Origin of the sequence: Micromonospora hortensis (assembly GCF_022230935.1) — a bacterium.
In the GTDB taxonomy this organism is placed as follows: domain Bacteria; phylum Actinomycetota; class Actinomycetes; order Mycobacteriales; family Micromonosporaceae; genus Micromonospora; species Micromonospora hortensis.
On record NZ_JAKKFE010000025.1, the window covers coordinates 1 to 12,335 of the forward strand.

At 70.9% G+C, this 12,335-nt stretch carries 11 protein-coding genes; 6 read left to right on the top strand and 5 right to left on the bottom strand.

Annotated elements, in window-relative coordinates; translation table 11 throughout:
• Nucleotides 1-39 precede the first annotated feature (39 nt).
• The 3 genes from NIE111_RS18050 to NIE111_RS18060 form a co-directional block, all read right to left on the bottom strand.
• Nucleotides 40-960: an ATP-grasp domain-containing protein gene (locus NIE111_RS18050; RefSeq protein ID WP_238685510.1), complete on the bottom strand. Its 921-nt coding sequence runs from the start codon at nucleotides 958-960 to the stop codon at nucleotides 40-42.
• Between the two features lie 14 nt (nucleotides 961-974).
• Nucleotides 975-1,310 (bottom strand): hypothetical protein, encoded by a 336-nt coding sequence (locus NIE111_RS18055; protein WP_238685511.1) that lies wholly within the window; start codon nucleotides 1,308-1,310, stop codon nucleotides 975-977.
• Nucleotides 1,311-1,728: 418 nt separating this feature from the next.
• Nucleotides 1,729-2,682 (bottom strand): heme o synthase, encoded by a 954-nt coding sequence (locus tag NIE111_RS18060; protein WP_238685512.1) that lies wholly within the window; start codon nucleotides 2,680-2,682, stop codon nucleotides 1,729-1,731.
• Nucleotides 2,683-2,948: 266 nt separating this feature from the next.
• Here NIE111_RS18060 and tkt point away from each other — a divergent pair, with 266 nt between their 5' ends.
• The 6 genes from tkt (at nucleotide 2,949) to pgl (ending at nucleotide 11,551) form a co-directional block, all read left to right on the top strand.
• Entirely contained in the window at nucleotides 2,949-5,087 is a 2,139-nt protein-coding gene (gene tkt, locus NIE111_RS18065; protein ID WP_238685513.1) for a transketolase, read from the top strand.
• A gap of 15 nt (nucleotides 5,088-5,102) precedes the next feature.
• Entirely contained in the window at nucleotides 5,103-6,281 is a 1,179-nt protein-coding gene (gene tal, locus NIE111_RS18070) for a transaldolase (protein WP_112606085.1), read from the top strand.
• 76 nt (nucleotides 6,282-6,357) lie between these two features.
• Nucleotides 6,358-8,007, top strand: coding sequence for a phosphoglucose isomerase-related protein (locus tag NIE111_RS18075; protein ID WP_238685514.1), 1,650 nt, complete (start codon nucleotides 6,358-6,360; stop codon nucleotides 8,005-8,007).
• Nucleotides 8,008-8,106: 99 nt separating this feature from the next.
• The gene (gene zwf, locus NIE111_RS18080; RefSeq protein ID WP_238685515.1) at nucleotides 8,107-9,621 is read left to right on the top strand and encodes a glucose-6-phosphate dehydrogenase; all 1,515 of its coding nucleotides are present in this window, start codon (nucleotides 8,107-8,109) and stop codon (nucleotides 9,619-9,621) included.
• Nucleotides 9,618-10,634: a glucose-6-phosphate dehydrogenase assembly protein OpcA gene (locus tag NIE111_RS18085; protein WP_238685516.1), complete on the top strand. Its 1,017-nt coding sequence runs from the start codon at nucleotides 9,618-9,620 to the stop codon at nucleotides 10,632-10,634. The genes zwf and NIE111_RS18085 overlap by 4 nt, the downstream gene beginning before the upstream one ends.
• Before the next feature lie 146 nt (nucleotides 10,635-10,780).
• Complete coding sequence (gene pgl / locus NIE111_RS18090; RefSeq protein ID WP_238685517.1) at nucleotides 10,781-11,551, top strand: 6-phosphogluconolactonase; 771 nt, start codon at nucleotides 10,781-10,783, stop codon at nucleotides 11,549-11,551.
• 17 nt (nucleotides 11,552-11,568) lie between these two features.
• Here the strand turns inward: pgl and NIE111_RS18095 are convergent, their stop codons facing one another.
• Both NIE111_RS18095 and secG read right to left on the bottom strand, forming a co-directional pair.
• Nucleotides 11,569-11,910, bottom strand: coding sequence for an RNA polymerase-binding protein RbpA (locus NIE111_RS18095; protein WP_091403668.1), 342 nt, complete (start codon nucleotides 11,908-11,910; stop codon nucleotides 11,569-11,571).
• Nucleotides 11,911-12,050: 140 nt separating this feature from the next.
• Entirely contained in the window at nucleotides 12,051-12,311 is a 261-nt protein-coding gene (gene secG / locus NIE111_RS18100) for a preprotein translocase subunit SecG (RefSeq protein ID WP_030337344.1), read from the bottom strand.
• Nucleotides 12,312-12,335: the final 24 nt, after the last annotated feature.

A 12,335-nucleotide genomic window follows, 5' to 3' on the forward strand; every position in this document is an offset into this window, starting at 1 on the left:
GCGGCACGCCGGCACGGGCGGTCGTTCGGGGGTGAGGGGTTAGGCGTTGCGGGCCAGGTGCGTGGTGATCGCGGTGGCGAGGCGGTCGGGGGCGCCGTCCGCATACCCGATGAAGAGCGACGGCTCGGTCAGCTCCAGCTCGACCAGGACCGGCTCGCCGTCCGGGCCGGGGATCAGGTCGACCCGGGCGTAGAGCAGCTGTCGGGTGCCGCCGGGCACCGTCGCAAGGGTCTGCTCGGCCACCGCCAGCTGTTCGAGGCGGGCGGTGCGGGCGGTGATCTCCTCGGCCTTGTAGAGCCCGTCCGGGCCGAGGTCCGGCCCGGACAGCATCGGACCCTTGCGGATCGCGTGGCTGAACGCGAGCCCCTCGGGGCCGGCCAGGAAGAGCAGGGCCGTTTCGCCCTCGGTGTCGACGGCCCGCAGGTACGGCTGGACCATGGTGACCCGGCCGGCGTCGGAGAGCCGGCGAACATGTGCGGCGGCCAGGTCCCGGTGGTCCGGGTCGGCCAGGTCGTACCGGCCGGTGTCCTGGCTGCCGGCGCTGACCGCGGGCTTGAGCACGTACTCGCCGGTTTCGGCGGGCAGCTGCCAGCTCTCCCCCGGCTCGATCCACGACGTCGGCACGGTTGGCACCCCGGCGGCGCTCAGCTCGGCGAGGTAGCGCTTGTCGGTGTTCCAGCGGACCACGTCCGCCGGGTTGGCCAGCGTCGGCACGGTGGCCGCCCAGGACACGAACTCGTCGCGGCGGAGCGCGTAGTCCCAGGGTGAGCGGAGCACGACAAGGTCGTAGGACGACCAGTCGACGTCGGGGTCGTCCCAGACGGCGGTCTGGACGGCGACGCCACGGGCGGCGAGCGGGGCCAGGACCAGCCGGTCGTCCGGGTCGAGGTCGGCCAGGTCGGAGCAGGTGACGAGAGCGACCCGGGGTTCCCCCCGGGTCGACTGGTGATATGTGGTCAATTCAGCTGTCTATTTCAGCGGGCCATCGTGCGCCGGGCCATCGACCGCCAGAGGTCGTTGCTCGGACGCATCTGGTCCATCAGTTCACGCTCCCAGGCGTTCTCGACGGTGACTCCCGCCTTGGCGCACGCTTCCCGGGCGGTGACGGTGTCGTCGGCGAACTGGTCGCCCCACTCGCCGTCGGAACCCACCAGGACGATCCGCGCGCCACGCTTGCCGACGTACTCGATGACCGCCTTCGCGCCGCCGTGTCCGGCCGCGAACGCCTTGAGGCCCGCGACCAGGCCTTGGGGCGCCTGCTCGCCGGTGGTCTGCTCGGCCGTCAGCGTCGTATCGGAACCATCTGCCATGACGCGAAGCCTAAGCAGAGTTGCACCCCGTGGGGCGAGAACCATGAACCTTTTGTGATGCCAATTACCTACAGGTTTAAGGACGACCACAGGTTCACTGTCCGTTTATTTACTGACTTTTACGCTCAAAGCACGTCGGGAAATCACCCTCGAACCGCCCCAGGTTGAGCCCATCCGACTCATGCTGAAAGTTACTCTGATGTGACGTTAAACCCGGACAACTCATCCACGTCCATGATTAGTCAGGAGATCATCGCTGCCGTTCGCCAGTCAGAGCCACGGCGTGACTACTGACAAACGATGCGAGGGCCGACGAGCCGGGGCCGCTCCGCGCGGGGAGCCGACAGCCAGGCGAAGCAGACAGGCGGAGGCCACTGCCGTGGACGTGAAGGGCCAGAGCCGGACCGTGCGGGACGGGTCAGATCAGCGCGTCGAGCGCGACGGCCACGAAGACGATCGTCAGGTACGTCGTCGACCAGTGGAACAGCCGCATCGGCTTGACCGCCTCGCCGCGCGTGGCGCGCCGGCAGAGCCGGTGTGCCTCGACGACGAAGATGGCACCTACCACCAGTGTCGGCACCCCGTAGATCGCGCTGAGCCCCAGCGGCCAGACGGCCAGGGAGGTGAGCACTGTGAGCCACGCGAAGATCAGGATCTCGGCGTTCACCCGGCGGGTCGAGGCCACCACGGGCAGCATCGGAATGCCGGCTCGGGCGTAGTCGTCCTTGTACTTCATGGCGAGCGGGTAGAAGTGCGGCATCTGCCAGAAGAAGACGACAGCGAAGAGCCCCCAGGCGGCCGGCGCCAGCGAGCCGGTCACCGCAGCCCACCCGATCAGCACCGGCGCCGCCCCGCAGGCGCCGCCCCAGAAGGTGTTCGTCGGGGTGGAACGCTTGAGCCACAGGGTGTAGACGAGGTCGTAGTAGGCGATCGCGGCGAGGGTCAGCCCGGCGGCCAGCAGGTTGGTGAACGCCGCCATCAGGGCCACCGACACGGCCGCCAGCACCAGACCGAAGATCAGCGCGCTGCGCGGCGACACGGTGTGCGCCGGCAGCGGGCGACGCTTGGTACGCCGCATCAGCTGGTCGATGTCGCGGTCGATGTAGCAGTTGAGGACGCTGGCCGCGCCGGCGGCGAGCGAGCCGCCGATCAGCACGATGGCCATCAGCCACAGCGACGGCAGCCCACCCTCGGCGAGCATCATCGCCGGGATGGTGGTGACCAGCAGCAACTCGACGATCCGCGGCTTGGTGAGCGCCACGTACGACGACAGGACCGCGCGTACGTCCCGCCGGGCCACCGGGCCCTCGGCCGCCCGCGCCGGGTGTGGCCCGGCCGGGTTGCTCGCGGGGCGCTCGGTGATCATGCTCACGGATTGCCACCTTCCGGCATCGGGCACGGGGAGATCGGATTGGTCGGGACCGCACGGGTCCGCATACCGACCCACACACTACGCGTCGTCGTTTTGGCTGCCCGGCCGACCCGACAACGGTGCGGGCCGTCACACCACAGGGTTGAACCGAGCATCCGGATCGTCACGTAGCGCACACCATGCTGAGATCCCCGGGCGCGCGTTTAGGGACGCTCGATAAGGTCATCGGTGAGGGTTCCGCCCATCTGCCGAGGAGCACAACCATCGTGGCTGTTAAACGACCCGAGCACTCCGCACTGAACTGGTCCGACCTCGATCGCCGGGCCGTAGATACCGTCCGCGTGCTGGCCATGGACGCCGTAGAGAAATCCGGCAACGGCCACCCGGGCACCGCGATGAGCCTCGCGCCCGCGGCGTACCTCCTCTTCAACCGCGTCATGCGCCACAACCCGGCCGACCCGAACTGGCCCGGCCGCGACCGGTTCGTTCTCTCCGCCGGGCACTCCAGCCTGACGCTCTACATCCAGCTGTTCCTCTCCGGCTACCCGCTGAGCCTGGACGACCTCAAGTCGCTGCGGCAGTGGGGCTCGCAGACGCCGGGGCACCCCGAGCACGGGCACACGCCGGGCGTCGAGACCACCACCGGCCCGCTCGGGCAGGGTCTGGGCAACGCCGTCGGCATGGCCATGGCTGCCCGCCGCGAGCGCGGCCTGTTCGACCCCGAGGCCGAGCTCGGCGCGTCCGTCTTCGACCACGACATCTGGTGCATCGTCTCCGACGGTGACATCGAGGAGGGCATCAGCCACGAGGCCAGCGCCCTCGCCGGGCACCAGCAGCTGGGCAACCTCACGGTGATCTACGACGACAACGAGATCTCCATCGAGGACGACACCCGGATCGCCAAGAGCGAGGACGTGGCCGCCCGCTACGAGGCGTACGGCTGGCACGTGCAGACCGTCGACTGGCGCAGCGGCGACGCCGACCAGGGCGACTACCACGAGGACGCCGAGGCGCTGTACGCGGCGCTGGTCGCCGCCAAGGCGGAGACCGGCCGACCGTCCTTCATCGCGCTGCGCACCATCATCGGCTGGCCCGCGCCCAACAAGCAGAACACCGGCAAGATCCACGGCTCGGCGCTCGGCGCCGACGAGGTGAAGGCCACCAAGCGGATCCTCGACTTCGACCCGGAGCAGACCTTCCAGGTCGACGAGGACGTGCTCGGCCACGCCCGCACCGTGATGGGCCGGGGCTCCGACGCCCAGCAGGAGTGGACCACCGCGTTCGACGCCTGGAAGAAGGCCAACCCGGAGCGCACCGCGCTCTACGAGCGGCTGGCTGGTCACGTACTCCCCGACGGCTGGACCGACGCGTTGCCGGTCTTCCCCGCGGACGCCAAGGGGGTGGCCACCCGGGCCGCCTCCGGCAAGGTGCTGGAGGCGCTCGCGCCGGTGCTCCCGGAGCTGTGGGGCGGCTCGGCCGACCTGGCCGAGAGCAACAACACCACGATGAAGGGCGAGCCGTCGTTCATTCCGGCCACCCACGCCACCAAGGACTTCCCGGGCCACGAGTACGGCCGCACGCTGCACTTCGGCATCCGTGAGCACGCCATGGGCGCGATCCTCAACGGCATCGCCCTGCACGGTGGCACCCGCCCGTACGGTGGCACGTTCCTGGTCTTCAGCGACTACATGCGTCCGTCGGTGCGGCTGGCCGCGCTGATGAAGCTGCCGGTGACCTACGTCTGGACGCACGACTCGATCGGCCTCGGCGAGGACGGCCCGACCCACCAGCCGGTGGAGCACCTGACCGCGCTGCGCGCCATCCCGGGCCTGGACGTGGTCCGTCCGGCGGACGCCAACGAGACCGCCTGGGCCTGGCGGCAGGCGCTGGAGCACACCGACCGGCCGACCGCGCTGGCGTTGAGCCGTCAGCCGCTGCCGACGATGGACCGCGACGTCCTGGGCGGCGCGGAGGGCGTGGCCAAGGGCGGCTACGTGCTGGCCGAGGCGTCCAACGGCAAGCCTCAGGTGATCATCGTCGGCACCGGTTCCGAGGTGCAGCTCTGCCTGACCGCCCGGGAGCGGCTGGAGGCCGACGGCACCCCGACCCGGGTCGTCTCGATGCCCTGCCAGGAGTGGTTCTACGAGCAGGACGAGGCGTACCGGGAGTCGGTGCTCCCGCGCGGGGTAAAGGCACGGGTGAGCGTGGAGGCGGGCATCGCGATGTCCTGGCGCGGTGTCGTCGGTGACCTGGGCGAGAGCGTGAGCCTGGAGCACTACGGAGCGAGCGCCCCGCACACCGTGCTCTTCGAGCAGTTCGGGTTCACCCCCGACCGGATCGTGGCGGCAGCACACGCCTCGCTGGCCCGGGTGGGCGACATCACCGGTTTCACGACCGGCAACTGAGGGAGCGTGGATGGCATGACGGACAAGCTGAATGAGCTCACCGCCGCGGGTGTGGCGGTCTGGCTCGATGATCTTTCCCGGGTGCGTTTGAGCTCCGGCGGGCTGGACCAGCTGCGCCGCGAGAAGCACGTGGCCGGCGTCACCACCAACCCGACGATCTTCGCCAAGGCGCTGAGTGACGCCGACGAGTACAACTGGCAGCTGCACGACCTCGCCACCCGTGGCGTCGAGGTCGAGGAGTCGGTGCGCATGCTCACCACGTACGACGTGCGGTGGGCCTGCGACGTGATGCGCCCGTCGTACGACGGCAGCGACGGTGTCGACGGCCGGGTCTCCATCGAGGTGGACCCCCGGCTGGCACACGAGAGCGACCGGACGGTGGCCGAGGCCAAGGCCCTGTGGTGGCTGGTGGACCGCCCCAACCTGTACATCAAGATCCCGGCCACCGAGGCCGGCCTCCCGGCGATCACCGCCACCCTGGCCGAGGGGATCAGCGTCAACGTCACGCTGATCTTCGGTCTGGACCGCTACTCGGCGGTCATGGAGGCGTTCCTCGCCGGTCTGGAGCAGGCCAAGGCGAACGGCCACGACCTGTCCAAGATCGGCTCGGTGGCGTCGTTCTTCGTCTCCCGGGTCGACTCCGAGGTCGACAAGCGGCTCGAGAAGGTCGGCTCCGACCAGGCGAAGGCCCTCAAGGGCAAGGCCGCCGTCGCCAACGCGCAACTGGCGTACGAGCGCTACACCGAGGTCTTCTCCTCCGACCGCTGGAAGGCGCTCGCCGCCGCCGGCGCGCACCCGCAGCGGCCGCTGTGGGCGTCCACCTCGACGAAGAACCCGGACTACCGGGACGTCATCTACGTCGAGGAGCTGATCGCGCCCGGCACCGTCAACACCATGCCGGAGTCGGTCATCCACGCGTACGCCGATCACGGCGAGACCCGCGGCGACACCATCACCGGCGCCTACGACGCGGCCCGGAAGGTCTTCGCCGACCTGGAGTCGGTCGGGGTGGACATGGACGACGTGATCGTCACCCTGGAGCGCGAGGGCGTGGAGAAGTTCGAGGCCAGCTGGCAGGAGCTTCTTGACGGGGTCCGCAAGTCCCTGGAGGCGGCGGCCAAGGGCAAGGGTGCCCCGAACAAGGCGGCCAAGGGCAACGCCAAGGCCGCCGAGAAGGCCGGTGGTAACGCATGAGCGAGCGCAGCGAGCGAATCAGCAAGCTCAGTGCGAAGGTGCCTCATGACGGCACGCAGCGAAGCGGAGTGACGGCATGAGCGACCTTCTCGCCGGGCCGGTGGAGGCAGCCGCCGGGCTCGCCGTGTACGGAGCCGACGCGGTCGACAAGGCCGCGCCCGCCTCGACTCGGGACGCGTTGGTCAAGGCCGGCGTCCCCGGCAAGCTGGCGGGCAAGGACGCGAGCCTGTGGGGTCCGGACGCCGAAGCCGAGGCGAAGATCCGGCTGGGCTGGGTGGACACCCACCGGCGCAGCCGCGAGCTGCTCGTCCAGTTGGCCGAGCTGACCGCGGAGCTGGCCGACCTGGATCACGTGGTGCTCGCCGGCATGGGCGGTTCGTCGCTCGCGCCCGAGGTGATCACCCGGACGCTGGGTCGCCCGTTGACAGTGCTGGACACCACCGACCCGGGTCAGGTTCGGGCGGCGCTCGGGGACCGGCTGGAGCGCACCGTCGTGGTGGTGGCCAGCAAGTCCGGGTCGACGGTGGAGACCGACAGCCACCGGCGCGCGTACTGGCAGGCGTTCCTGGACGCCGGGATGACCGAGGCGGAGGCCGGCCGGCACTTCGTCATCGTCACCGACCCGGGTTCGCCGCTGGAGACCACAGCGGCCGAGATGGGCGCGTTCACAGTGCTCGCCGACCCGAACGTCGGCGGCCGGTACTCGGCGCTGACCGCGTTCGGTCTGGTGCCCTCGGCGCTGGCCGGGGTCGAGGTGGCGGAGCTGCTCGACCAGGCCGACGCGCTGGCCACGTCGCTCGGCGCGGACCAGAACAACCCCGCGCTGGCGCTGGGCGCCGCCCTGGGCGCCGCGGCAACGCTCGCCCGCGACAAGGTCGCTCTGCTCTCCGATGGCACCGGCATCGACGGGCTCGGCGACTGGGCCGAGCAGTTGATCGCCGAGTCGACCGGCAAGGCCGGGGTGGGCATCCTCCCGGTGGTCGTGGAGTCTCCGCAGAGCCCCGGCGCCACCGGCGCGGACGTGCTGACCGTCAGCTACGGCGGCGCGCTGGCCCCCGGTGACATGCCGGGCGGCGGGACCAACCCGGACGTGGCCGTCAACGGCCCGCTGGGCGCGCAGTTCCTGGCCTGGGAGTACGCCACCGCGGTGGCCGGCGTGGTGCTCGGCATCGACCCGTTCAACCAGCCGAACGTCACCGAGTCCAAGGAGAACACCAACAAGATCCTGGCCTCGGGCCTGCCGGCGGAGACGCCGTCGTTCACCGAGGGCGCGATCGAGGTGTACGCCCCACAGGGCGCCCCCGGGGACCTGGCCGGTGTGCTGCGCTGGCTGCTCGACGGGCTGGGCGACGACGGTTACCTCGCGGTGATGGCGTACCTCGACCGGTTCGCCGACGCCGACACGGCCCGGCTGCGGTCGCTGCTGGCGCAGGCGGGCGGCCGGCCGGTCACGTTCGGCTGGGGGCCGCGCTTCCTGCACTCGACGGGCCAGTACCACAAGGGCGGCCCGCAGGTGGGCAGCTACCTCCAGGTGACCGGCGCGGTCGCCGAGGATCTGGAGGTGCCGGGCAAGCCGTACACCTTCGGTGAGTTGCAGGCGGCGCAGGCCGCCGGTGACCGGCAGGCTCTCGCCGGTCGGGAGCGGCCGCTGCTGCGGTTGCACCTGACTGACCGGGCCGCCGGTGTCGCCCAGCTACTGGACGCGGCCGGTGATCTGCGGGCGTGAGGATGGACGACGTGACTGAAGCGGAAGCGAGGGGGCGCCGTGAGCGCGAGGAGTGAGTCGGGTTTGCGAGCCCCGCAGTCGCGAACCGACGATGGCTCGGTGAACCCGCTGCGCGACCCGCAGGACCGCCGGTTGCCCCGGATCCCGGAGCCCTGCGCTCTGGTGATCTTCGGGGTGACCGGCGACCTGGCCCGCAAGAAGCTGCTCCCCGCGGTCTACGACCTGGCCAACCGAGGGCTGTTGCCGCCCGGCTTCGTGGTGCTCGGTTTCGCGCGCCGCGACTGGGGTGACGGCGACTTCGAGACGTTGGCCTGCGAGGCTGCCCGCAAGCACGCCCGCACCCCGTGGCGGGACGAGGTGTGGGCGCGGCTGGCCGGCAACATCAAGTTCGTCGGCGGGTCGTTCGACGACGACGCCGCCTTCGACACCCTCGCCTCCACGCTCGACGATCTGCGTCAGACCCACGGCATCACCGGCAACGCGGCGTTCTACTTCTCCATCCCGCCGGCCGCGTTCCCCGTCGTGCTCAAGCAGTTGGCCCGCACCGGGATGGCCGACAACGACAAGTCCGGCGGTTGGCGCCGGGTCGTCGTGGAAAAGCCGTTCGGTAACGACCTGCCCTCGGCGAAGGCGCTCAACGACCTCGTCGACGACGTGTTCACCCGGCAGGACGTCTTCCGGATCGACCACTACCTGGGCAAGGAGACGGTTCAGAACATCCTCGCCCTGCGGTTCGCCAACAACCTGTTCGAGCCGCTGTGGAACTCCAAGTACGTCGACTCGGTGCAGATCACCATGGCGGAGGACGTGGGCATCGGCACCCGCGCCGGCTTCTACGACACCGTCGGCACCGCCCGCGACGTGCTGCAGAACCACCTTCTTCAACTCCTCGCCCTGGTGGCGATGGAGGAGCCGACCAGCTTCGACGCGGACGAGATCCGGACCGAGAAGCTGAAGGTGCTCAAGGCCATCACCCTGCCGAAGGACGTCGCCCGGGACACCGTGCGCGGTCAGTACCTGCCGGGCTGGGTCGGCGGCGAACGCGCTGTCGGTTACCTGGACGAGCGGGACGTCCCCGCCGGCTCCACGACGGAGACGTACGTGGCGGTGCGGTTGGGCATCCAGAACCGCCGCTGGGCGGAGGTGCCGTTCTACATCCGGGCCGGCAAGCGGCTGCCCCGGCGGGTCACCGAGGTCGCCATCATGTTCAAGAAGGCGCCGCACCTGCCGTTCAACGACGCCGACATGGAGTCGCTGGGCAACAACCAGCTGGTCATCCGGGTGCAGCCGGACGAGGGCGTGGTGCTCAAGTTCGGCTCGAAGGTGCCGGGCACGACAATGGAGGTCCGCGACATCGCCATGGACTTCCAGTACGGCGAGGCGTTCACCGAATCCAGCCCCGAGGCGTACGAGCGTCTGGTGCTGGACGTGCTGATCGGCGACCGCACCCTCTTCCCGGACGCGGCCGAGGTCGAGCAGAGCTGGCAGGTGATCGACCCTCTGGAGCACGCCTGGGAGGGCACCACCCCGGAGCCGTACCGGGCCGGCGAGTGGGGCCCCCGGGCCTCCGACGAGATGCTGGCCCGTGAGGGCCGCGCCTGGAGACGAGCATGATCGGGCTGTGGGACACCACCGGCAACGAGGTGGTCAAGGCGCTCGCCGCCGAGCGGCGCAGCGCCGGCGGGGTGGCCAGCGGCATGGCGCTCACCCTCATCGTGGTCGTGGACGAGAAGCGGGTCCGGGAGGCGGAGGCCGCGGCGACGATCGCGGCCGCCGCGCACCCGTGCCGCCTCCTGGTGGTGGTCCGCTCGGAGATCGAGCGGGACCGCAACCGACTGGACGCGGAGATCGTGGTGGGTGGCCGGCTCGGCCCGTGCGAGGCGGTGGTCACCCGGATGTACGGCCGGTTGTCCCTGCACGCCGAGTCGGTAGTGATGCCGCTGCTCGTTCCCGACGTTCCGGTTGTCACCTGGTGGCACGGCGAGCCACCGGCGGAGATCGCCACCGACTTCCTCGGGGTGGTGGCCGACCGGAGGATCACCGATTCCGCGCAGGCCGCCGACCCGGTGGAAGCGCTGCGGCAGCGTGCCCGGGACTACGCCCCGGGCGACACGGACCTGGCGTGGACCCGGATCACCCCGTGGCGCACCCTGGTCGCCGGGGCGTTCGACACCACCAGCGAGCGGGTCACCGAGGCGACCATCGTCGCGCCTCCCACCGACCCGACGGCGGCGCTGATGGCCGGTTGGTTGTCCAGCCGGCTCGGCATCACCCCACGCCGGGTGGACAGCGACGAGTTCCCTCGGATGCGGGAGGTACAGCTCAGCTGCGCCAACGGCGACCAGCTGACGTTGACCCGCGAGGACAGCCTGGCCGTGTTCCGACGGACGGGCCAGGACGACCGGGCCCTGCCGCTGGTGCGCCGCCCACTCGGCGACGAGCTGGCCGAGGAGCTGCGCCGGCTCGACGCCGACCAGGTGTACGCGGAGGCGCTGGGCGCGACGGTCGGGCTGCGAGGGCTGGAGCAGCGCCCCCCGCAGCGGGTCCACGTCTGGAAGGATCCGGCCACCGCGCAGCGCGCCGAGGCCGGGGTGACCGCGCACATCGGCACGAGCGGCGAGGGCTGAGCCCTCAGCCTGGGCACACCGTCGGGCAGGGCCGGTACGCACCGGCCCTGCCCCGCAATCTCCGGGGTTCTCGCCCCGACCACCTCGGGCACACCGCCCCGGGCACGACAGCGACCGCCTCGCGGTCCGGAAACGAAGGCGCAACCATGAGTGAGGCGAGTGTCGCCGTCCACGCCGACGCCGACCTGCTGGCGCAGGCCGTGGCGGCCCGGTTGCTGGTGAAGCTGCTCGACGCCCAGGCCGACCGGGGCGAAGCCTCGGTGGTGCTCACCGGAGGTCGGGTCGCCGCGGCCGTGTACCGGGCGGTGGCGACGCTGCCGGCCCGCGACGCGGTGGACTGGTCCCGGGTCGACGTGTGGTGGGGCGACGAACGGTTCCTGCCCGCCGGTGATCCCGACCGCAACGAGACGCAGGCCCGCGCCGCCCTGCTGGACGTGGTGCCACTGGATCCGGCCCGGGTGCACGCCATGCCGGCCTCGGACGGCCCGGCCGGCAACGACCCCGAGGCGGCTGCTGCCGCGTACACGGAGGAACTGGCCCGCGCCGCCCGGCCCGGGCACGCCACCCTGCCGCACTTCGACGTGCTGATGCTGGGCGTCGGCGAGGACGGCCACGTGGCCTCGGTCTTCCCCGAGCACCCGGTGGGTTACGAGACCCGGCCCGTGAGCGCGGTGCGGGGCAGCCCGAAACCGCCGCCGACGCGGACCACCCTCACCCTGCCGGCGATCAACACCGCCGAGGAGGTCTGGCTGGTGGCCGCCGGCGCCGACAAGGCTCGCGCGGTGGGTATGGCGTTGGCGGGCGCCGGGCCGGTGCAGTTGCCGGCGGCCGGCGTACACGGCGTGAACCGTACCCGCTGGCTGCTGGACCGGGCGGCCGCAGCCGACGTACCCGTCCGACTGCGCAGCCTGCGCTGAGCGCGGGGAGGAGCCCGCTACTCGCCGCGTCGACGGCGTAGTGCGGCGAGCGCCTCGGCGAGCAGGGCCTCCCCCTCCTCGGCGGTGCGCCGCTCCTTCACGTACGCCAGGTGGCTCTTGTACGGCTCGGCGCGGACCCGACCCGGCGGGTTCTGAGCGTCCCGACCGGCGGGTAGGCCACAGCGGGGGCAGTCCCACAGGGGTGGCGGTTCGACGTCCGCGGCGATCCGGATGTCGACCCGGTGGTCGTTACGGCACCAGTAGCTGACGTCCTGTCGGGGGGCGGGTTGGTGCCGCTCGTCCGGGCGCATCGGTGCGGACCCGACCCGGGCTCCCCGGATAACGTTGCCATTCGGCACGGCTGCTCGCTCCTGTCGTCGGAGGGGACCCGCCGTCTTCGGGGGTGGAGCGGCGGGCGACGCGGTGCAGCGGAGAAAAGCCTGCGCGCGGCCCGTCGAGTGACGAACCGCGCGCAGATTGTACGACTTACTGAGCCTGCTCAGGCGCCGCTGTTCATTTGGAGGCGCAGCCAGAGCCCGAGGCCGACGATGGCGGCGAACCAGACGACGCTCACCAGAACGGTGTAGCGGTCCAGGTTTTTCTCCGCGACCGAGGAGCCGGCAAGGCTGGAGCTGACGCCACCGCCGAACATGCTCGACAGACCGCCACCCTTGCCGCGGTGCAGCAGGATCAGCAGGGTGAGCAGAATGCTCGTGATGACCAGCAACACGATCAACGTGTATGCGAACCAGATCGGCATGGCTGGGGTCAGTTCCTCTCGTAG

Coding starts and splice junctions, on each gene's coding strand:
- NIE111_RS18055 (WP_238685511.1), bottom strand. CDS start 1,310: ATGGCAGATGGTTCCGATACGACGCTGACGGCCGAGCAGACCACCGGC.
- tal (WP_112606085.1), top strand. CDS start 5,103: ATGACGGACAAGCTGAATGAGCTCACCGCCGCGGGTGTGGCGGTCTGG.
- NIE111_RS18075 (WP_238685514.1), top strand. CDS start 6,358: ATGAGCGACCTTCTCGCCGGGCCGGTGGAGGCAGCCGCCGGGCTCGCC.
- NIE111_RS18085 (WP_238685516.1), top strand. CDS start 9,618: ATGATCGGGCTGTGGGACACCACCGGCAACGAGGTGGTCAAGGCGCTC.
- pgl (WP_238685517.1), top strand. CDS start 10,781: ATGAGTGAGGCGAGTGTCGCCGTCCACGCCGACGCCGACCTGCTGGCG.
- secG (WP_030337344.1), bottom strand. CDS start 12,311: ATGCCGATCTGGTTCGCATACACGTTGATCGTGTTGCTGGTCATCACG.